The 21,670-nt window shown below is 48.3% G+C and carries 16 protein-coding genes; 2 read left to right on the top strand and 14 right to left on the bottom strand.

From position 1 onward, the window contains the following. Positions 1-17: 17 nt before the first annotated feature. From FE784_RS11835 to FE784_RS11820, 4 genes are read right to left on the bottom strand one after another with little or no spacing between them, the layout of a single operon-like run. Positions 18-1,409 (bottom strand): sulfatase family protein, encoded by a 1,392-nt coding sequence (locus FE784_RS11835; RefSeq protein ID WP_139602410.1) that lies wholly within the window; start codon positions 1,407-1,409, stop codon positions 18-20. A gap of 32 nt (positions 1,410-1,441) precedes the next feature. Next, positions 1,442-2,728 (bottom strand): ABC transporter substrate-binding protein, encoded by a 1,287-nt coding sequence (locus FE784_RS11830; protein ID WP_176706129.1) that lies wholly within the window; start codon positions 2,726-2,728, stop codon positions 1,442-1,444. 38 nt (positions 2,729-2,766) lie between these two features. After that, entirely contained in the window at positions 2,767-5,430 is a 2,664-nt protein-coding gene (locus tag FE784_RS11825) for a family 78 glycoside hydrolase catalytic domain (protein ID WP_139602408.1), read from the bottom strand. Positions 5,431-5,463: 33 nt separating this feature from the next. After that, positions 5,464-6,966 (bottom strand): L-fucose/L-arabinose isomerase family protein, encoded by a 1,503-nt coding sequence (locus tag FE784_RS11820; RefSeq protein WP_139602407.1) that lies wholly within the window; start codon positions 6,964-6,966, stop codon positions 5,464-5,466. A 121-nt stretch (positions 6,967-7,087) separates the two neighbouring features. Here FE784_RS11820 and FE784_RS11815 point away from each other — a divergent pair, with 121 nt between their 5' ends. Next, positions 7,088-7,966 (top strand): helix-turn-helix transcriptional regulator, encoded by an 879-nt coding sequence (locus FE784_RS11815; RefSeq protein WP_139602406.1) that lies wholly within the window; start codon positions 7,088-7,090, stop codon positions 7,964-7,966. 53 nt (positions 7,967-8,019) lie between these two features. Here FE784_RS11815 and FE784_RS11810 read toward each other — a convergent pair whose 3' ends face one another. The 7 genes from FE784_RS11810 to FE784_RS11780 all read right to left on the bottom strand — a co-directional run bounded on the left by FE784_RS11810 (position 8,020) and on the right by FE784_RS11780 (position 15,151). Further along, positions 8,020-8,730 (bottom strand): phytanoyl-CoA dioxygenase family protein, encoded by a 711-nt coding sequence (locus FE784_RS11810; protein ID WP_281287086.1) that lies wholly within the window; start codon positions 8,728-8,730, stop codon positions 8,020-8,022. A 177-nt stretch (positions 8,731-8,907) separates the two neighbouring features. Beyond that, positions 8,908-9,474: an SF0329 family protein gene (locus FE784_RS11805; protein WP_139602405.1), complete on the bottom strand. Its 567-nt coding sequence runs from the start codon at positions 9,472-9,474 to the stop codon at positions 8,908-8,910. Between the two features lie 461 nt (positions 9,475-9,935). After that, positions 9,936-11,063: an NADH:flavin oxidoreductase gene (locus tag FE784_RS11800; RefSeq protein ID WP_139602404.1), complete on the bottom strand. Its 1,128-nt coding sequence runs from the start codon at positions 11,061-11,063 to the stop codon at positions 9,936-9,938. Between the two features lie 455 nt (positions 11,064-11,518). Beyond that, positions 11,519-11,617: a MerR family DNA-binding transcriptional regulator gene (locus tag FE784_RS41855; protein WP_246131995.1), complete on the bottom strand. Its 99-nt coding sequence runs from the start codon at positions 11,615-11,617 to the stop codon at positions 11,519-11,521. 439 nt (positions 11,618-12,056) lie between these two features. Continuing rightward, complete coding sequence (locus FE784_RS11790; protein ID WP_139602403.1) at positions 12,057-13,382, bottom strand: ABC transporter substrate-binding protein; 1,326 nt, start codon at positions 13,380-13,382, stop codon at positions 12,057-12,059. Between the two features lie 34 nt (positions 13,383-13,416). Next, the gene (locus tag FE784_RS11785) at positions 13,417-13,947 is read right to left on the bottom strand and encodes a hypothetical protein (protein WP_139602402.1); all 531 of its coding nucleotides are present in this window, start codon (positions 13,945-13,947) and stop codon (positions 13,417-13,419) included. After that, entirely contained in the window at positions 13,916-15,151 is a 1,236-nt protein-coding gene (locus tag FE784_RS11780; RefSeq protein WP_139602401.1) for a hypothetical protein, read from the bottom strand. Before FE784_RS11780 ends, FE784_RS11785 begins: the two co-directional genes overlap by 32 nt. A gap of 449 nt (positions 15,152-15,600) precedes the next feature. On the opposite strand from FE784_RS11780, the gene FE784_RS11775 reads away from it, so the two are divergent. Continuing rightward, on the top strand, positions 15,601-16,338 hold the full coding sequence (locus FE784_RS11775) for a hypothetical protein (protein ID WP_139602400.1): 738 nt from the start codon (positions 15,601-15,603) through the stop codon (positions 16,336-16,338). A gap of 263 nt (positions 16,339-16,601) precedes the next feature. Here the strand turns inward: FE784_RS11775 and FE784_RS11770 are convergent, their stop codons facing one another. From FE784_RS11770 to FE784_RS11760, 3 genes are all read right to left on the bottom strand, one after another. Then, entirely contained in the window at positions 16,602-19,121 is a 2,520-nt protein-coding gene (locus FE784_RS11770) for a golvesin C-terminal-like domain-containing protein (RefSeq protein ID WP_139602399.1), read from the bottom strand. A 127-nt stretch (positions 19,122-19,248) separates the two neighbouring features. After that, positions 19,249-20,016: an alpha/beta hydrolase gene (locus tag FE784_RS11765; protein ID WP_139602398.1), complete on the bottom strand. Its 768-nt coding sequence runs from the start codon at positions 20,014-20,016 to the stop codon at positions 19,249-19,251. Positions 20,017-20,035: 19 nt separating this feature from the next. After that, positions 20,036-21,634: an extracellular solute-binding protein gene (locus FE784_RS11760; protein WP_139602397.1), complete on the bottom strand. Its 1,599-nt coding sequence runs from the start codon at positions 21,632-21,634 to the stop codon at positions 20,036-20,038. Positions 21,635-21,670 lie beyond the last annotated feature (36 nt).

Raw genomic sequence — 21,670 nt, 5'->3', positions numbered from 1 at the left:
TCAGCCCCGGGCCATATTTAATATTTTTCGCCGCCTATCAGTTGCCGTCGAAGCCACTGCCCATCCGCTGACTTGTCCCCAACTCTTTTAAGCTCTTCATATAGATTTTTGCGAAAATCCTTTATTACATCCGCTAAAGTCCGGTCATGAATGCGGTTATGCAATTCTTCGGGATCGTGAGTCAAATCGTACAATTCATCGACATCCGTCGGATTCCATATATATTTCCAATGTTTGGTTCTTAACATCCGTTGGATGTACAAGCCGAATTGTTGCCCGTTAAAGGTTGACATGACGTATTCGCGCCAAGGCTCGGAGATATCATTGCGGAACAGCGGCAACAAAGATTGACCTTGCATAAAAGCAGGCACTTGAAGATCTGCCGCTTCCAGCAATGTCGGCGGCAAGTCGAGCATATTGTATACGAATTGATCGCAGATCGTATTCCCGTCGATAACCCCCGGCCAACGAACGATAAGCGGAACTTTGACTACATCGTCATACAGGACATAATGCTTATCCAGCATACGATGGCCGCCGCACATATCCCCGTGGTCCGAGGTATATACGACGATCGTATTCTCGCGGAGTCCCGCTTCATCGAGCATTTCCAAAACCAGGCCAACGGCATGGTCCACCTGGCTGACAAAACCGTAATAAAGCGCGACAGTTCGCGTCCAATCTTCCCATGTATAATGCTCAATATTCCAGTTGCGCAGCATCTGCTTCTGTATATACGGCTTATTGTCGAAAGTTTCGCCAAAGCTTCGCCACATCGGGATTTCCTCCGGTTTGTACATCGAAGCGAACGGTTCTGCCGGCCGACAAGGCAAATGCGGAGCATGGAAGTCAAGCCGGACGTGCCACGGCTCGTCACTAATGCTGGCCTCCTTCAACCACTCCACACATTTGGCTGTCATGTAATGGGTATGGGTATCCTCAAGCGGAACCGGGCTAGGTTCGCCAAAAAAACCGTTGGAATACGTAAGCTTCCCGTATTTATCTTGAATAAAGCGATTATGTTCCTGATCCAGTACCACATGCTCAAATCCATATTCCTCCGGTCCGTGATTCGGATTTACGTGCCACTTCCCGAAGTAAGCTGTGCGATATCCGCTCTGCTGCAATTCTCTCGGCCAACTGTATTCAGCCGGAGAGAGGGCCGGGATCGGCAGCCCGTTGTCATAGTTCCATAATGCGCCGAAACTTTCCGGTCGGCGACCGTTCAATAACGCCTGCCTTGCCGGGCAACAAGTCGGAATGGGCGTATATGCCTCATTGAACCAGGCTCCCTCCGCTGCCAAACGATCCAAATTGGGTGTTTGTACCGGATAATCCGCACTTCGTCCCACGCAATCATAGCGGTGCTGGTCAGCCTGAATAAATAAAATATTAGGTTTTTGCTTCATATAAATCTACTCCTCGATTAGTTGCCTTCATTTTACTTTTGTTCAATTTTTTTCGAATCAATAAATTTCTTAATTTCTTCCTGCGTCTCGCTCAATGTAGAGTTAATATCTTTGCCCATTGTTAAATATTCTGCAAGTTTTTTCCGCAAAATCGGCGTTACCGACACATCCCATTTACTGGCGATATACAACGATTCCGGAATTCCTGTATAGGCTTTCGAGTTTTTGGTTAATAGGATGCTGTTTTTCCATTGATCCGGTTTCCCGGCGTTAAATTCCGGGGATTGCAGCGTCTTAATAAAATCCAACACCAATTCTTTATGTTTGCTAGTCGATGGGATGATATATATACCTAAAGCTCCGGGGACCGACAGTTTTCCATCTCGAAAAATGGGATAAGTGGCCAGATCCCAATTCAAACTCGGATAATTCTCGGGTTTAAAAATCAATGCTCCCGCATGACCGGCAAACATGGCGACATTCGCTTCTTTGGCCCAATCTTCAACAACACCTGGAAACGGCATCCAGTTGCCATTTGCTTCATAGGCCGCCCGAAGTATGCGCAGATGATCCTGCCACTTAGGGTCGGATAAATCAACACGATCATCTTTTGTAATATAGGTCGGGTTATTGGCCGCCAACATAACATCGGCATAGTTCATAATTTGCAGCCCTCTATACTGTACGCCGCCATCGTTTCGGTCAAACCGTTTTGCCAGTTCAATCACTTCATCCCAAGTCATCTTATCTTTTGGGTAAGGCAGCGCAAATTTATCGAAAATGTCTTTGTTGTAAACGAGCATATAAGGGTTCACCGCTGAATTCGCATTATCCGGTATAATTTGCGGAATTGCCCAAATCTCTCCCTTTTTACTAAAAGATTTCAGTTTATCAATCCAGTAAGACGGGAACTTTCCCAAATCGTATTTTGATGCTTTCAGCAAATCGCTGAGATCGCCGACTAATCCCATTTCTTCTACCTTAGGCAAAAATGCGTCGTTCACGTTAATGAAATCAGGGGTCACGCCCGTCGCCACCATTTGGTCGAGAGCCCCGGTCTGGTGATATTCAAATGTTACATGAGCAAACTTTTCCTTTATGATCGGATTGCTGAGAATCGTTTCGTCGACAACTTGCTGCGCACCGGTCCAAACCATACGCAACGTTACCGGCTCTTTCTTTTCTTCTTTCGGCGCATCGTTTGACTTCGTGCTTTCCGGCTTGTTGCTTGCATCGTTGCTGCAACCGAAGAGGAAGACCATACTTAAAATAATTGCAATTTTCGAAAGTGGAACCACGTAGTTGGTTGTCATTCTCATGTCTATCAACCTCCATAATAATGTCTTGCCGTTACACCTCATCCGATCTCGAAATGATAAGCACCTGACGAAATTTCACAGACGACATTGCCATTTTCAACCCCCAGCAGACGAACATGTTCGATATCGCCAATTGGCGTTGCGCTTTCGGAAATGCAATCCGCGGATTGTGCAGGAAAATAAGCGATCGCTGTCGTGTTCGGCGGAATTGTTATATCCCAACATAACGTGCCCTCATGCCGCTTCCAATGGCTCGCAATCCGACCGTGTATGGAACGGTATTCCGCCTTGGAATAATGAAGGCTTTCGATGATTTGCGGACGCAATACGATACGTTTAAAGCCCGGCTGCTCCGGGTCGGGGGAGATGCCCGCCAAACCTTGATAAAACCAGGCGCCGAAGCCTGCCTGCATCGGATGGCTCATCGACCTGTGTTCCACCCTGTTTAGTTTCGCATTGAACTTTGTTTCTTCCCAATTTTCCCAGATCGTCGTCGCACCTTTGGAAAACAAGTGGCCGATGCTCGGATAAGTCGTCTGATTGAGCAATGCATACGCCACATCGCCATAGCCGTATTGGCTTAGAGACCCGTATAAATGCCGGCTGCCGATAATCCCTGTCGAAAGATGGCTTTTATGTTTCACCCGCACGTCGTCCGCCAAACTTGCCGCCACTTCTTTCGCGTCGCTTTCAGGCAAAAGTCCAAGATAAAGAGCGATACTGTCAGCCGTCTGACTGCCGAAGGTATAGTTTTCTCTGACATAAAACGCCGCGATAAACGCTTCTTTAATTCGATTCGCCCACTTGCCGTATTTTTCCGAATCTTCAGCATGTCCAATCATCTTTGCCATCTGGCTCATGATCGTGCAATCCAAGTAAAACAATGCGGTCGATGTAATCTCCACCGGCGTTTCAATCGGCACGATACTTCCGGGAGGACACCAATCGCCTCTCCCTTCATATAAAATCCACTGCTTGGCCTGGGAATGGAATTGCTCCAATACGAGCTTCATGCCCGAATAATGTTCACGCACGATTTGTTCGTCGCCGTAATACAAATACAAGTACCAGGGCAATTGGATAAAAGCCGTCGACCAGTCCGGCACGCCGCGCAAACAGAGCCGCTTTCCGGGGGCAATGTCGAACGGCATCGAGCCGCGGCGGGATGTCTCTATATCGTGAATATACTTGCTCCAAAATTGCGCCATATCGAAGTTGTAAATGGACATTTCCGCAATGACATGCGTATCGCCCAGCCAACCGCATCTTTCCCGCGCCGGGCAATCCGTAGGCACACCGTGCAAATTGCTGAGCTGCGTCCATAGCACGGCATGTTGAATCTTGTTGATCATCGCGTCGGAGCATTCGAACGACCCTGCTGGTTCTACATCGGTATGCACGACGACGCCGGTCAAATCATCAAGCTCCGGATTTCCCGCAACGCCCGTCATTTCCACATAGCGATAACCGTGATAGGTAAATCGGGGCTGCCAAATCTCAAGCCCGCCGCCTTTGCATATGTACGTGTCAATCTGCTCTACACCGGTCGCAAAAACCCCGGTGCTTGCCGTATCGACCATCCCGTCCGCATCTACCGTCTCGGCGAAGCGCAGCCGGATCGCAGTTCCCTCTGTTTCCGAAGCTTTAAGCCTCGCCCAACCGGCGAAATTTTGACCCATATCGTACACGTATACACCCGGCTGCGGATTCGTCATGCGGACAGGCCGTATCGTTTTCACCTTGCGGATAGGCGGCATCATCTGAATAACAAGCTTCCCTCCAGGTGGACTCACTCGCCGCGCCTGCCCCCAGTTGTTGTCGTCAAAGCCGGGATTCGCCCATCCGTCCAGTTCCAAGCGGGCATCGTACGTTTCTCCTGCGTATATATTGTCGGCAACAATTGGCCCCGGCGCTGTTTTCCATTGCTCATCGCTAGTTAATATTTGTTCCGTGCCATCCGATAATGTCACGACAAGCTGCGCAACGAATTTGGGCTTGCCGTAATCCATCACCGACGTATTCCAAACTTTGTTCTGATGATACCAGCCGTTGCCGAGCATGACGCCAACCGTATTTTGTCCTTTGTTCATATGTTCGGCGATATTGTAGACCACATAGAAACAGCGCTGATCGTAATCCGTTTGCGCCGGATCAAGGACGTGATCGCCGACCTTAACCCCGTTTAGGTAAAGCTCATAATAACCGAGTCCGCAAATGTACGCTCTAGCTTTCAAGACTTCCCCTTCGATCGTCCAATCTCTGCGAAACAGGGGGCCGGTTTTCTCTTGTTCCGACTCGGGGCAACCGACCCACGATGATTGCCAATCTTCCGCTTTCAGCAGCCCCATCTCCCAATAAACCGCTTTACTCCATTCCGAAAGGTTGCCATCTTGATCCCATACGCAAACTTTCCAGTAATAGCATAATCGCGATTGGAGCATCGTACCGGCGTATTCAATCTGATTTTGTCGGCCCGAGATCACTTTGCCGCTGTCCCATACTTCCCCTTGATCCCGATTTAAAAGCTCCAACCTTTCGGAAACCAAAATACGATATGCGGTTTGCTTTCGCCCCCTTCCGCCCGATTCAAGCGCCCAACTGAGCCGAGGCCGAATCGTATCGATCCCGATCGGATTGACAGCGTAATCGCATTTTAGGTCCATTGCAACGAGATCGGCGAATCGGACCGCTAGTTGTTCCATTGTGTTCTCCCCTTCCTTTCACCGTGTCTTTCATCACAAAATGACATACGGTATATTCATTAACTGCCCTACCTTTTTCAGCAATTCGGCATTATGCCCAACCGATACCGCGCAATGATGGGTAGGCGCCTCGGAAAACCATCTTTCCATGTACTCGTCCGGATGCCCGCGGAATTTCACAGGCGTATTCGTATTGCCGATCGTCATGACAGCCCCGTTCGTGGATTCGCCCTCACTGACGATCATTTTGAGGTTGCCGTCTCCCGTCTGGGTTACATTAAGCGTCGTAACGGGTCCGGTTTTAACTTTCGCTTCTACCGAAACTCCCGCACCTTGTTTGCCATGAAACAGCCCCATCCCGCGAAGAATCGGCTTTCCGTTGGAAATGGCGATATGGAAAGGGCCGTCATGGCCGAGAATAATCGTCTCCTCTTCGTAATCCGCCACGACAATTTCAGAAAAGCTTCCGCCTGTGCCGAGAAGATCGCAAATCTTCATCGCTACCGCCGTCTTCATATCGCCCTCCCCCGAGCACGGAATTCCTCGCGCTGTCAAAAGCGAATGGCCGACGATGAATCCGCTTTGCAGCTTTTCGTACTCGCTGCCGGGCGCGCCGTGGTAATAGTACGTCAATGCGTCCAAATCATATTCGCGGACGAGCTTTTCTTGTGCAGCAGCCACTCGGCAGGACCAATCCAACTGTTGTTCCGAAGGTTTTTTGGCAATCGGGTCGGAAGGCGAATCTCCGCTTATTTCGAACATTTCATATACTTCTTCCAACTTCCGTTTCACGTCGCCAGGCGTAACATCTTTCAAGAAGCGGTCCAAATCGCACATTTCCAACACTTCGATATGAAGTCCGGTTTGCGCTTGCAGCATTGTGAAGTCGCTATACATATCGAGCATGCCGTTGTACGTATTTCCTAAAAATCCGAATCGGCTGTGACACAAATTACGAGGCACGGATGCGGCGCGGATCCATTGATCGATTTGCCGCCATGCGCGTACCGCTTCTTTCCGGTCTTTCGTCACTTCATTGGCGAGCGATATTGCGGGCGTATAATCGAGACCGAGCAGTCCGCTCACGACTCTAAACGGAATGCGGGCGCGATTAAACGCATTGGATATTTCCGGTACGGGGCATGCTCCGCAATGGGCCAGCCATTCGCCGGTCGTCGTTTTTCCATAATTGATCCGTTCGGTCGGCTGAAGGCTTAGGACGACCACCGGCGCTTTGCAAATTTGATGAATCGGAAGAACGGTGGAGCTGGTCGAATACGTTGCAGAATGGCAAAAAATAAGATCGACGTTTTTTTCGTTAAACCATTCGCCCGCTCTCCGCGCTTCCGCTTCGTCATCGACCAATCCGAAATTGAACATTTCGCCGCTCAAGGACATTTTCTTTTCTAAAAAAACGCTGTATTCGATCAATCGCTCCCGAAGTCCGGGGAATTGGTCCCAATATGCTCTTAAACCGATGGAATAAAGACCAATTCTCGCTTTTTTCGCCGGTTTGATCGGGGTTGAGAAAGACATCTTTACGCACTCCCTCAAGTATGGAATAATAGTTTTACAAATTGATTGTAATCGCTTTATATACCAAATACATCAAAGTATATTGGCTAAAAATAATAGTTTTAGTGAGGTGATTCGAAGGATGGGGACATTTAAAGAAAACTTCGCCAGCCATTGGACGGATCAATCCGTACGTCTCGTCTCGACGCCAAGCAAAGCTGCAAGGTCCGCATTTTTTTATGTACAAGAGGTCGGCCACTTTCAAACGTTGCCAGGATATTTTACGGAGCGGGAACATTTGAATTCATACTTAATCGTCTACACGATTGCGGGAAAAGGTTATTTGAATTACCGGAATCGTTCGCATACGTTAGTACCCGGCCAATTGTTTTTCATCGATTGCATGGAGCGCCATTATTATGCGACGGATCAACAAAACTTGTGGGAAATATATTGGGTGCATTTTAATGGAGGAACGAGCCGCGGGTATTATGAACAATTCGCCAAAGACTCGGAACCCGTTCATTCGTTGGGTATACAATCGCCGGTTCCCGACATGCTGATGCAATTGATCCAGCTTCATAACCAGAAAGATTTTCGCACAGAAGCGCTTAGCTCCAACGTATTGGTCAATCTTTTGACGGAAATATTGTTGATCGCCTATCGCCCCCAACCGGATTTCGATTCTTTGCCCGTTTTTTTGCCGCCAGTGGTAAGCTATATGGACAAACATTACAATGAGGATATTCGTCTTGACCGCCTTGCGGACATGTTTGCGATCAACAAGCACCATCTGGCCAAAGAGTTCAAGAAGTATATCGGATTTACTCCGAAAGAATACGTCATTAACCTGAGAATAAATAAAGCGAAAGAATGGCTGAGGCACACAAGCGCTTCGGTGGAGGAAATTGCAGGTAACGTCGGCATCGACAACGTCAGCCATTTCATTAATTTGTTTAAATCCCGGGTCGAGATGACGCCGCTAGCCTTTCGGAAAAAATGGCACACATCGCACCCGTGAAACCCAATTGGGACCTGCCGGCAAATCGGCAATTGATTGGGCGTACCAGCGAGTTAAATACATTCAAAGAGAAACTCGCCTGCCAAAGCAAAGAACAATCTGTACCTATGGTATCGAGCTCCAAGCTCTTCCTCTATATACTCTAGTGCACAAAAAAATCGTCCTCCGTATGCGAATATCCATACAGAGGACGATGCTATATGTGAGTTTAAGTCTAATTTGTGTGTTTCATGAGCAATTGGAATCGAAATGGCCTCCTCAACGGCAAGCGCTTTCGCAAAAAAACGCAGTTGATCCTCGAAGGACATGCTATCCTTTGCGCTGTGCGAAACAATCATGTCCCATAAAGATTTAAAGCTGAGCAATTGCATTTTACTAGCCACCTTCTTATATATGTTGACGAACGTATTGCCGGCAATGTCCTTGCCGCGGGCAAGCCAAATCTTGAAATTGGGATTTTTTTCTGGAATTACGCGATACTCCGTGGAGAAATATCGCATCGTATAGCCGCAGCGGCGAAACGGACTCGTATTTACAGTCGCTCCATGAATAATTCGTGAATCATGGATGGAACATTCCCCCGCTTCCAGCTCGAAGTAAACCGCTCTGGACTGATCTACGTTTTTGATTTGCGAACGAAACAGGTTTTTCTTCAGATCCACATCCTCATACTCGGAAAAACCGTTGCGGTGTGTGCCCGGGATAACACGCATACAGCCATTTTCCTTATTGCTCCTGTCCAGTGCCAGCCAAATCGTAACGATTTTGTCGAATCCCGTTAATCTCCCATTCCATTAGGAGGAATCTTCGTGCCACGGTGTTGCGCGGCCGACATAAGGATCTTTGTGATTGCGTTCATCATGTATACCTCCGAATCATGATATATGAAGTCTCTGTTAGTATACCTGCCCGTCAATCGCTATTCTCATCTTTCCTTTCGACTATAAGGTAGTAAGCCGCAGTTCATGAAAATACTGTACAATTGGATGCTTTAACTTCATCTTCTCGGTCATGTTTAAAATTCGCTTTTTTCCAACTCGCCTATCCACCAAAGCTAGAATATTCAATAAGATATCATTGCTCTCTAAGCTTTCTTCTATAGAAGTGGATAAAAACTTAGTAGCTACAACGATAAAATTTGATTTACTTAATGATAGCTGTGCTGACAAAAGCTCCTTTGCATATTCTGATATTTTTCTATTTCTTGCAATTATTTTTAGACGATCCTCCGGAACGGTCCCCTTGGTATCTTTTCTGACCGCTTCAATTTCTTCATTGTTGATAGGAATATGGATATCTGAATCATTCTTAATTTCCAATTCCGTTTGATACCATCTGATTAAGGTTATATCACTCATATTGAGTACCTTCTTTTTATCTACCGCAATATAACAATGTCCTGCTTTATCAGGTAAATAACGATAGCTGGTTGCAAGGTATTCGACCCTTCCATATAACGCAGGACAGAGAAAGCTCTCCAGCTGTTGCTTCATTTTGCTCCAGGACATGTAATCCCCCTATGTTCTATTTTATATACCTATTAAGGCAGTCATTCTATTATCCATAATACAATAAAATCGACATAATATCTGGATTCAATCCCTTAAGTTCATCTATCACAAAATATCCGTCTTGTCGAACAAGAACATCATCAAACCACAACTGTCATCCGCCATATTCCGGTCTTTGTATATGTACAATGTCCCAATGGATCGAAGACAGATGTATATTTTCTTATATCACTAACAGTTTTAGCATGCCTTTTTGTACTATGTCACTTGTATAAAAAATCTGATCGGAGCCCTTTCTAGGTAGACACATTCGTGTTTTAGCGGTAGCTTTTATTGCAATATCTGAATTGTTCAGCTCCGCTGAAACCTTATAAATTCTGATATTACAAAAAAAACGGGCTCTCCCACTAACTCGGAGTGCCCGATCAATAGTCCAAAAATTAGAATTACAGCAGAAATCAAGATAGCGAACTCAGCGCTTCAGGGGTGAAAGGCTTCAGTTCGTCAAGCCGGCCATCGCGGACCTTAGCCGCCCATGCCGGATCAACCAGCAGCGCACGGCCGACTGCAACCAGATCGAACTCTCGATTGTTAAGCTTGTCGGTCAAGGTATCCACGTTCGCCGTACCTGCATTTTCCCCTCTAAACGAAGATAGAAACTCATTATCCAGACCTACGGAGCCAACAGTGATTGTAGGCTTGCCGGTTAATTTTTTAACCCAGCCTGCGAAATTCAGATCGGAACCGGCGAACTCCGGTTCCCAGAAGCGGCGGGTCGAGCAGTGAAATACATCAACGCCCGCTTCTACAAGCGGCGCAAGGAATTTGGCCAGTTCATCCGGATTGGCTGCCAATTTCGCCTCGTAATCACTTGATTTCCATTGCGATATCCGCAATAGGATAGGGAAATCGGGTCCTACGGCGTGACGGCAAGCCGCAATAATTTCAGCCGCAAAACGGGTTCTTTTCACAAGGTCTCCGCCATAGCTGTCGGTGCGTTGGTTCGTTTTCTCCCAGAAAAACTGATCGATCAAATAGCCGTGAGCACCATGAAGCTCAATCCCGTCAAAGCCGATCCGTTTGGCATCCGCCGCCGCTTGTGCGTAAGCGGCAACAACGGAATCGATCCTTTCCTGGCTCATCGGCTCATTGACTTTTTCCCCGGTTGCGAGATCCAAACCTGATGGTCCGATCGGCAACTCCTCCGGGTTCGGAACGGCTCCTACCTTACGGTCCGTGCCGATATGCCACAACTGCGGCATAATCAGCCCGCCGGCTTCATGTACTTCCGCGACGACGTTAGCCCAGCCCTTCAGTGCTTCCTCCCCATGGAAATTCGGAATATTCGGATTATTGGTGGCAGCCGGATCGTTGATCAGAGTGCCCTCCGAAATAATAAGCCCTACACCGTTCTCGGCACGGCGACGGTAATAAGCAGCCACATCAGGACCCGGCACTCCTCCGGGAGAGAAGGCTCTTGTCATTGGAGCCATGACGATCCGGTTATTCAGCTGCAAAGTACCAAGCTTGAAGGAATCGAATAAAGTTCCTAGCTTGGAGCCAGGTTGGATTTTATAATTATTCATTTTAGCATTACCTCCATTATGAATAAATTGGTTTAATAAGCCTCGCCACTTAAACTGTCATATGTATTATTACAGTTAATGAATTTACTATAGCATACTATTTGCAAAAGCACTACTTTTTACATACCGCCTTCTTATTGTGAATATAATTTATACTTAACTCTGAAATCAGCTGGGTGTTTCCTAATTTCTTCATAAGGTTTCCACATTAACCGCCCCTCCCTCCAGATTGAGGAGCCTACTCGCTGACAACCATCCCTATTTTTAACATATGCAGCTGAAGAATACTTCCCGTTTGTTTAGCGATGTGCGGATTTACATAAATAAGCGATGGATTGGTTCCATCGCTTCGCTATCGTCTCCATTTCTTCCAAAGACAATCCCAGCCGTTTCAAACATTTCAGTCCGGACAGCAGTCGGAGATCGTTGTCGCTAAACACGCGCGCGCCGCCTGGTCATTTGCGCTGCGGCTTGAGCAGCCCGATTTTCTCGTAATACCTGAGCGTATCGTGTCCGAGCCCTGTCATCTCTACGACTTGACCGATCGTGTACAACGAGCGTACCTCCTTTCATTCCGCATTCTACATGCTGGAGTCGACTCCAGGTCAACCCCGCTTTTCGGTTCGGCTTGCCTTGCGTCGCTTCGGAGTGAAACAGGCCGCCAATCGGCAGCCTACTTTTGTGCTATCGTTCTGCGATAGATTTATGATCCACTACTATCGATATCGAACCTGTTCTTTCACCGAAATTAACATTCAACTATGCTGCCCGTTACTTCAAAGAACAACAGCAGCCGATCGTATAGCCGGCTACCGCCTATGGAGAATTGAACTATCGTACTCCTTTAGCAGAAACAACGTATTGTGCGACACCATCATTATAGCTGATATGGAAAGCACGAAGCTTTTCTGTTAGCAAAAAAAAAGAATCTTCAACCGTCCTACACGGTCGAAGACTCTTTTTGCACTTCAAGCTGCCTGGATTCGCCCTGCATTATTTCGTGCGCTGCTCGGCAATTTTTTTGTCCACCCGCTCGGCCGCTTCTCTCAAAACGGTGTTCGTATCTTTGCCTCCCATATATTCGTTGACAGCCGTGGTCATTTCGGCTGCGGAGAGCGAATAGTAAGGCGTAAACGGCTGCATTTTAGCAAACGGATTCGCTACGATCGCCTGTACGTTTTTGCCCTTCACGCCCGGGATTTGGTCGCCAAACGTTTTCATCGCTTGTTCCGGTTTGGCCAATATCGGCAATAACATCAATGTGCTCGCCATCCATTGCTGATATTCATCCGAGGTGAGGTAAGCAATCGCTTGGAAGGCAGCGTCGCGGTTTGTGCTTTTATTCGTGATGAAAGCGAAATCGGGAAGTATGGAAGCGCCTTGCGTCGGTTTATCTTTAAATACCGGGAATGTCGTAAGGTCCCACGTGTTCATCGTTGTCGAGGCTATTTGCGCATAGCCGGAAACGTCTAGATGAATCGCTGTTGTTTGCGTTTTATTGAACAAATCCCGCAGTTGGGCTAAACTATATTTGCTGCTGGGCGGCTCATTACCAGGCAGCTTCCAAAATCTCGCCGCGTTATCGAATACTCTTTTGAACGTATCGTCGGTATATTTCGATTTAAACGTAGCCGGATCGTAATACGCCGCTTCCAACTGGTTCAAGCCCATCATATGATCGAACGCCATCGTCAGTCCGCGATACTGGATACCGGCGTCCGTACGCGACATTTGCCGGGTTACGTCATATAATTCGTCCCACGTTATCCCTTTTTTCGGATATGCGACGCCGAATTTATCGAACAAATCTTTATTGTAAATCGATATAAGCGTCCCCATCGTCCAAGGGAGGCCGTAAACCGCCCCGTTTCCGATCTGCTTCTGCAAATCGATCGGCGCCTGCTGAATTCCGGACAAATCGTACTTGTATTTTTTCACTAGATCGCTAATATCGCTTTGCAGCTTATAATCCAACAAATAAACGGCCATCCCGGTTGAAGACGAAAACAAAATGTCGATCGGCTGATTCGTGGCGATCAAATCTTTAAACGTGTTGCCGTCCGACTTAATAAATGTAAACGTATATTTCGGAAATTTTTTGCGAAGCTGGTCGCCGAACCTTTGATTAAACATTTCTTCGGTAGCGCCCGGATACGTTACTTTCAGCTCGGTCGGCGTATCGATCAGCTTTTGTACATCGACGACAGCGCCGCTCGGCTCCTGCTTATTCGATTCCGTTTGCGCCGCATTGCCACCGCATGCTGACAGCGCGATCATGGAGCTCAATACCGATACCGCTGCAACTTTTCTTTTTATCATTTGCAAATCCCCCCGTATAAAGTGGTAATTATGATTAACGAAACAGATTGAACAAATACGGATTGCCCGTCACTTGATCTCCTTGGTAAACAAATATGCCGTCAACTCCAAGCCGGGTGTAGTGATCGATGTACCGATCTATACTTTCCGGCGAATGAGCCATTCGCAGTACGCCCGTTTTGGCATGGTGTCCCAATATCCACCTCCACCCATCGATACAGCCGTACACTTTGACCCCTGTTCCTTTGCATATATGCTGGTAATGTTCGACCGGCGGAAGCGGGTCAGCGGAAACATGATTGGACGGGATAATGCCGTCGACAAGACGTTCGGTCGCGCACTGCTTCATCGCCTTGTAGTACACGATTTGCTCGGCGGGAATACGGACTTTCAGCTCCAACGTTTTGCCCGTTTTCCGCCCTTTTTCATCCAGCCAGCGCTTTACGTCCCGGCATAAATCGGTCAGTCTGTCTATCGATTGGTTCAAGTAATTTCTCATATAATCGAGCACGAGCCCGTCGATGTCATAGTTTTCAATTAATTTCATGCAAAATCGATTTGGCATAAGCGCGTACTTCCGGAATCGCATAATCGAAATCGCCATTTTTCACATAATCGCGGTGCTCATTCGTAAACGTATCGGATAGTCTCGGATTCCATAAATAAGGCCGATTCATTCCGACATTGGCGGTGAATCGAGTATTCGGAGCAACGTCGCGCATATATTGGCTCGATTCCAGCAGAATATCGCATTGCGTGCCCAGCTTCATCGAATCTTCGTTCACTTGATTGAAATCGTCCGTAGCCGACTGGTTCATCCGTTCTACGATGCGGCTCCAATGCAGCGACCTTGCTCCGACCCTTACCGTCTGGCAAGTGATTTCATGCGGATTCATGCGCAAAAACTCTTCCAGCATAATTTCGTTCATCGATTTCGCATCGTGAAATCCGCGCAGCGCATAGCTGTAAGGCTCGTAATAAAGAATCAGCTCCGGTATACGGCTGTTGAAAACGCTTTCTTTTGCGCTAACATTCGAATCGGTTGTTTCCGCTCCGCACGGCACCAGTTTAATGTAGGATAGCCGGCCAAAATCGCGATCTCGGAGAACACTGTCCTGCATAACTGCTATTTCCAAAAATCCGCTTTGCAGCTTTTGCCTTTTCCAGAATACTTCCTTATTTTGTTTTCCCTGATAGTTGCTGAAGTTCAAACAATCGGTCGTTCCGCTTGTGATTAGACGAGTGAAAGGCTCATCGTTTATGCGGGCTAAAAAATGGATACCCGAATTTTTCATCCCAAAGTATATGTCGTATGTACCGTCTGCAGGAAGAGGTACTTGAATCGACGGGAGTTGTTCCTTATGCTTCATCCATATGAACGAACCGCGACCTTGACCGCTAAACACCCACTTTTGCTCGCCAGGCTGGGGGTTGCCTGAACCTGCTTCCCCCAAATATTGCGGCCAATCGTACAAGTACAAGATGCCTCCGCTTTCGATCGATACGGAGCCGGTATCCTCGTAATCGCCATCAACGGTAATAAACGATACTTTGATTTGCACTTCCGCCTGAATCAAGCCGATATTGATATACGGATTCCACCATATTGCGTTTTGTTTCGTTTCGCATAAACGTACGGTGCCGCTCGATTGCGCTTCGTTCCAAATGTAATCGCAGCCGTTAAGAACAAATTCATCATCCAACGTCGGGTATACGCTTGCCGGTTTCCAATCGGATCGCTCCGAATCGGCTCCTACACTGTACAACATTTGACAAGCAATATTTTTTTATCCGGCTGCAAGCTGACCTCGATGTAACCGTCGGTGCGTTGAAAAATTCGTTCAATCAATTCCTTATCCCCCTGTACAATGAACACACAAGTACGATAATAATGAAAATTTTGCAATCATTTTAAATAATATGGTCAGACCACTTTTTCCTCTTTTTTCGATCCTACTTTTCGACAAAATGCGCCGTCAACATTTTACACCACCGTCCTCGTTTTCAATCGTATCGTTGAAACGTTTTCAAAGAAGATAGGATAAGATGGTATAACCATAGTATAATGATATAGTAATCTGTTCCTGCTTCATTGTCAATTCATCCAAACTTTATTTTGCGATAAGAGTGCGCAGCTCCTCTAACAGACTATAGTAGACCAATTGCTGCCCCTTGCTGTTTAAATCGCAGCCGTCGAGCTTATCGGTGAACTGTTTCCATGATCTACGGATTGAATCCGGCTTACAATTTCACTCGTACTGTTCAAGAGATACAATCGGCTCCTTCATTCTTTTATATATGGCATGATCGTTCGTACCTAGCATACTGGAAACGATATGCGGCCGAAATAGAAGGCAATTCTCTTGAACTTGATCCAGTAGATCCGATGTTTTCCAATGCCGACTCCACTATTCACCATTTCGTCGAACAGGCCGCCAAGCAATTCGTCAGTGCAGCAGCACCAAATCTCCATTCAGCTTCTCCGAGCCCTCCCTCCGAAAATGGGGGCGTACACAGACGGCTGAGCGTTTCCCCGCGCGTTGCGAATAAAGACGCCGAACTTCGAGTTGGCCAGCGTGGACAACCGGAACTCTACATCGGCCGGAACGACGAAAACGCCTGCGGCGCCCCCTCTCTCGCCATCGTCTTCAGGCAGCTGCACGAAAGCCTGAAGCGAATATCCGTCTCCCTGCGCGAACTCCCAAAAGATCGTATGGTCCCCATACGTCGATCCGATCGCGGCATGTTCGGCCCGCGTCCCCTCCTCCTGGAAAAAATCGAGACGATCGTCGATGGCAAGATCGCGCAGTTGACTTCCATAATCCGCTTCGTGCTTTTCTGGGGCGGGGATTCACTGTATACGACCTCGAATGTCGGGGCGTACGTTGAGTTTTCCCTGATCAGAAGGACGATCGCGTCCATCCCCTGGCTGTCGTCGGCCCGGTGTACGCGGTGACTTACGGCGTGCATTTCGGCTCAGGACAACCATGCACTGGACCGTTTGAGCAGTTATACAGAGGGTGGTCATAGCGACCATCCTTTCAGGAGCTTTATATACTCACTCATTCGCAGGATTTCATCATCTTGTATTGCAGCGGTCAACGGAAAATAAGCTGTTACCACCTGATGGTGTTAGGTTTCGAACCCGTGGACAAACCCATCCTACCGGGGCGCTCCTTTTTTGGCAAAGGCGATTTCTTAGCCTTAACAGGAATGTTATCAATATTCGGTCGGCCAAGCTTCGTAGGCAAACAATTTCGACTTATCGATCCGGTAAACGCGCAGCCTCTGAAAGTTGTGTCCGGTCGACTCATCGATCTTCTCCGACCTGCCGATTGTGACATACAAATAATCCTGTGTTGCCGTCAAGCTCGGGTCCAAAATCTGGGTGATCGCTCTTCCGTCAGTACGATCAGGACTGATCCAGCGCTCCACATCCATCATATATTCCCAATTGATGCCGTCATAGCTTCTGGCCAAGGCAAGCCGCGAGCGTGGCAGAAATACGATATCATAATCATTCTTATCGTTGTACACCCAGACCATGTAGTAAGTCAAAGTGGATGCGTAAGGATCCTGAATGACAGCAAACGAGGACCGCGAATTTTTCATACTGCTCAAGGGGTAGTCCCCCGCCCAGGTCACGCCGTTGTCGGTCGATACGGAATACCGGACGCTATCCGCTTCATTCCATGGCGTATAGAGCCGCAGCTTGCCGTCAGCGGTCGCGATGACCTTGCCTTCGGCATATCGGACAAGACTCGTAACACTGTCGGTATCGTTCACCGATTGATGCCACGTTGCTCCCTCGTCGTCACTGTAATACACTTCAGACTTATGGCCGATGACCTTTGTCCCGTCATCCTCACGTATGCCTACGACAAAAAATATCCGGCCGTCCGGCATCTGCGTCAGCTTATCGTTCATGACAATCGCCTCCGACTCGCCTAGCACCCCCTCGCGATACGCGGTCCATGTGAGCCCTCCGTTGGTCCAAGTGGCTCCGTCATCGCTTGACAGCTTAGCGCGGAACCGCAACGGCGAGTCGAACTTCGGATTCGGCATATTGTACTCGGCTACCATATTGAGCAGCTTGCCGGATTGCAGCCGGATCACGCTGTAGTGAGAATGACCGTTCTTCGGCCACGGTATGGACGTTGTCGGCTGGAAGGTTTGACCATCGTCCGTTGACAGGAACGTCTCCTTCCGGTGCAGCAGCACCAAATCTCCATTCAGCTTCTCCACAATGGAAGCGCCTTCACGAGACATATCGCCCTCACTGCCAAGCGTGTACTCCAATACACCATCGTTTAACCGGCCTTGGCCGCTGTTCAGCTTCAACCTGACCTGATCAAAGTAAACCTCCGTGCCAAGCGCGCTTAACGCCACCCTTCCCGGAGACTGATGCCGACTTGCAGCCGTCGTCAGCTTCGGCTTCCGCATGTCGTTCACGTACAGCTGCACTTGATTATTTTCCGTAACAGCCTTTATCGTGTACCACGTATTCAGCGACAGCGTTTCCGCTGCGCTCTCGGCCAAGGTTACCCATTCGAAATCTTCGCCTCTTCGCTCCTTGATATGCCATTTGGCATTTACAAAATCGTAGCCGGCATAAATTTGCGCTTCCTCGTCATTGTAGCGGACCGACAAGCGAATCTTGGCGTTCTCGGGATTGTGTGACAGCACCTTGAACCGCGCGGAAAACTCTACATCGCGCTCGAACACGTGCAGCCAGGAATGGGTCGATTCTGCGGCAGGAGTATGCTTGTATACATGGCTGCCTTCGTGTGACACGACCGACCACCGGTTCAATGTATGTTTCTCGATCCAATGGCTTGGATTGCTTCCGATCGATTCGTCTTCGAAATCATCCGCATAATCCCAGGGCGAATAGACGAACTTCACGGCGTCCGCAACGGTATAACCGCTATCCGCATCCGTAACTCGCACGTAGTTGCCGCTGCCTGCAGCCAGCTGAAAATCGCCGAGATAGTGCCAGTTGCTCCCATCAAGCTGCTGATTGACTGTTGTATTGAACGTTTGCGCACCGCCGTTGTAAACGACTTGTACAGGTGCGGCGTCCGGACGGTTGGCGAACGACGACCACTTCATATACACCTTGTAGTTTCCTGCTGCCGTAACGGCGGGAGTCCACTGCGCCCACTGGCTGCCTCCGCTCGCTTCGCTCCCGTCCTGCCTGTAGTTTACGCCGAGCTGCTCGCCATTCCCGCCCGAGCTGACGGTATCGAAGCCATTGCGGGTGAATCCGGCAGTATCGTTATCGATCGTAATGGCCGTCTCCTCGACATAAGCGAATTTCACGGCATCGGCAATGGTCGCCCCTGCGGAGGCATCCGTAATCTTCACGTAATTGCCCGTTCCGGCCTTCAGTTCGTATTCCCCCAAGTAATGCCAATTATCCGCTTCCATCCGCTGGTCTACGGTCATCTGGCGAACCGAAGCTCCGCCGTTGTACGAAATTTCGATGGGGGCGGCTTGGGGACGATTCGTATGGGACGACCATTTCATGTATATTTTATACGTTCCCGCCGTGCCGATGGTCGGCGTCCATTTCGCCCATTGACTGCCACCGGCCACCGTATCGCCGTCATATCGGTAATTGCTGCCGTAATGTTCCTTATTACCCGCGTTGCTGGTTGCTGCAAACTCGCTTCTGGTGAAACCGGCCTGATCGTTATCGACAATAATCTCCGATGCATGAGCAGACTGTTGTTGCATGACCGACCCTCCAGCGATTCCGAATAATGCTCCGATAAGGATTTTAATCCATAATTTACCGATAACCATTATACGCCCTCCTTATTGACTTCATTTTTAATAAAGCCTGATCGGCAACCTATATTTCTTATCCGAATATCCGCTTCAGAAACTTCACGGCATTCCGCTTCGTATCCTCGTGGTCTGCCTCCCCTTCCGATCGTCCGGGATTAAAAAAGCCGTGCCCCCTGCCCTCGTATGCGATTAACTCGCATTCGTTTCCACACGCAAGCATGCGGGCGCGGAAATCGGAAGCGCATCGGAATGGCACCGTCCTGTCCGCCGTCCCGTGGAAGAGGAGCGCCGGAGGCAGCCCTTCCCGAATATGGTGAAGAGGAGATAGCTCCAGCATCCGGGAACCCAAGCTCTCGTATCTGAACCCTTTATCCGTCGTATCGCAAACAGGGTTGAATAACACCATAGCTTTGGGCACTCCGCTAACGTCCGGTCCCTGACCAACCTCCGGCGGCAGCAAGACGGTGCATAGCGCCAAATGACCGCCTGCCGAGCCGCCCCCTACAGCTATGCGCTCCCGATCGGTCCCGAGTTCCTCCGCATGCCGCGATACCCAACTGATCGCATCCCGGGCATCCTCCACGCACTCGAAGGGAGTGGTGCGATGCCTGCTAAACACCCGGTAGTCGGGTGTAATCGCGATCATGCCCTGCTCCGCGATGAACTCGCTTTGCGGCTGGAAATGATCGATCGTTCCCCTAACCCAGCCACCGCCGAAGAAAAAGACTACAACCGGACGAAGGGCTCCTTGCTCCCCTTCCGGCGAGTAAACCTTTAAATGGAGAGAGCATCCTTGCGTTTCTTTATATACGTATTCCTGTACCTTCACCGCTTCATTCATCCGATTATCGCCTCATCCGTTATTTTTTCATAAATCGGTCATAAGCGGCCTGCTGAAGCTTGACATACTCGTCTACGTTCATCTTCTTGACATCGTTTGAAAATTTAACCCATTCCGCCAGGAAAGCGGCATCGTCCCTTGCTGTCAGCAGCTTCGATTTCATGCTTTTAACGGCATTAAACAGATCTGTTCTTAAAGCGATAATTTTTTCATTCTCATCATCTGTTAGAATCGGTCTGGGCCATGAATTCTTTGTTAGATAAGGGTCGTACAATCCCTTGTAGCTCAGCAATTCTCTCCACATAAAGGGCAGCTCAACCGTTTTATCTATATCTTCGTCATAAATAACTCCCGGCCAGTCCGTCTTCATATAGGAATTTGTATCGTAAAACTTATCCTCCGTCATTCCGGCAGGTATTGGCTTGAATTTCAAAACGCCTGCTTCCTCAGTCAAAGAGTCAATGCCAAATTGGGCCAAATAAGTATCCTTGGTCGTGAAAAACTTATCCATCCAGGCGAGCGTAATTTCCGGATACTTGTTCGACTTGGTTATCGCAAACTTGCTTCTGGCACCGGCGGAACCCGGATGCACATACCAATTGACTTCATACCCCGGAGCCTTCGGCGGAGCTATGGCTATATAGTTGTCTCTATTTTTTGCCAAATTCGTCTTATTAACGAACAAGCCAACGGTATCCGTCGTAGCCCCGATCTTGGCAAGCGCATTGGCTTCCTTCTGAGTAAACACCTCATTATCCAGCAGCTTCTCCTGGTACAGCTTGTTCAAATATTTCATCCCGTCCTTGAAGCCGGCTTCCAAAGGAGCGAATGAAACTTTATTATTTTTAACGGTAAGATAGCTGTCGAATAATCCGCTCTTGGTAGCTACTCCCCACATTCCCATAAATGACTCCATATGCATAAAGGCGTGTTCATCAACCAGGGTAAGCGGTATCTCATCCGCATTTCCGTTGCCGTTAGGGTCCTTTTCCTTAAATGCTTTCAAAACCGTGTAAAGCTCATCCGTCGTCTTCGGAATGGAAAGCCCGAGCTTATCCAGCCAAACCTTATTGATCCATAACCTGTTTTCGATAAAAGTCTCTTTAAAGCCGGTGTACTTGGGTATCGTGTAGATGTGTCCATCCGGAAACGTCACCACATTTTTGTTAAACGGACGCTTCTTAAAGAGCTCCATGAGATTCGGTGTGTTCTTCTCGTTCATATAGCTTTCCAGCGGGACAATCAAACCTTGAGAAGAATAATTCATCATGTCCTGATCGGTCATATTGAGAACGGCATCCCCGAAGCTGCCTGATGCAAACATGATCTTTTTCTTTTCATCCACTTGCTTGCTGTCCCCTGTGAGCACATTCCATACAATTTTTACGTTCGTTTCTTTTTCCATTCTCTTGGTTAACTCCAGATCTTCAAAAAACTTGCTGTCTTTGTCGGACTTGGAGACGTCGAATTTCAAGGTCACCGGCTGTTTCAGAGGAAATGTGACGTCCTGCGATGCTTTGTCGGTTTGCGCGGCTTGCTGAGGCTCCTCTTTGTTGCATGCCACCAAGGATCCGGTTGCCATAAGCGCAGCGACCGATAGATGCAGCCATTTTTTCATTTTTTCATAAACCTCCGTTTATTTATTTTGAATACC

The organism is Paenibacillus hemerocallicola (assembly GCF_006265175.1).
GTDB lineage: Bacteria > Bacillota > Bacilli > Paenibacillales > NBRC-103111 > Paenibacillus_AB > Paenibacillus_AB hemerocallicola.
Note: the sequence above shows the minus strand (reverse complement) of the source record. Positions and strands in the feature narration are given on the sequence as shown.

Bases quoted from the DNA above. Each gene is read 5' to 3' on its own strand.
- FE784_RS11835 (WP_139602410.1), bottom strand. From the start codon at position 1,409: ATGAAGCAAAAACCTAATATTTTATTTATTCAGGCTGACCAGCACCGC.
- FE784_RS11830 (WP_176706129.1), bottom strand. From the start codon at position 2,728: ATGAGAATGACAACCAACTACGTGGTTCCACTTTCGAAAATTGCAATT.
- FE784_RS11825 (WP_139602408.1), bottom strand. From the start codon at position 5,430: ATGGAACAACTAGCGGTCCGATTCGCCGATCTCGTTGCAATGGACCTA.
- FE784_RS11820 (WP_139602407.1), bottom strand. From the start codon at position 6,966: ATGTCTTTCTCAACCCCGATCAAACCGGCGAAAAAAGCGAGAATTGGT.
- FE784_RS11815 (WP_139602406.1), top strand. From the start codon at position 7,088: ATGGGGACATTTAAAGAAAACTTCGCCAGCCATTGGACGGATCAATCC.
- FE784_RS11805 (WP_139602405.1), bottom strand. From the start codon at position 9,474: ATGTCCTGGAGCAAAATGAAGCAACAGCTGGAGAGCTTTCTCTGTCCT.
- FE784_RS11800 (WP_139602404.1), bottom strand. From the start codon at position 11,063: ATGAATAATTATAAAATCCAACCTGGCTCCAAGCTAGGAACTTTATTC.
- FE784_RS11790 (WP_139602403.1), bottom strand. From the start codon at position 13,382: ATGATAAAAAGAAAAGTTGCAGCGGTATCGGTATTGAGCTCCATGATC.
- FE784_RS11785 (WP_139602402.1), bottom strand. From the start codon at position 13,947: ATGCCAAATCGATTTTGCATGAAATTAATTGAAAACTATGACATCGAC.
- FE784_RS11780 (WP_139602401.1), bottom strand. From the start codon at position 15,151: ATGTTGTACAGTGTAGGAGCCGATTCGGAGCGATCCGATTGGAAACCG.
- FE784_RS11775 (WP_139602400.1), top strand. From the start codon at position 15,601: ATGATCTACGGATTGAATCCGGCTTACAATTTCACTCGTACTGTTCAA.
- FE784_RS11770 (WP_139602399.1), bottom strand. From the start codon at position 19,121: ATGCAACAACAGTCTGCTCATGCATCGGAGATTATTGTCGATAACGAT.
- FE784_RS11765 (WP_139602398.1), bottom strand. From the start codon at position 20,016: ATGAATGAAGCGGTGAAGGTACAGGAATACGTATATAAAGAAACGCAA.
- FE784_RS11760 (WP_139602397.1), bottom strand. From the start codon at position 21,634: ATGAAAAAATGGCTGCATCTATCGGTCGCTGCGCTTATGGCAACCGGA.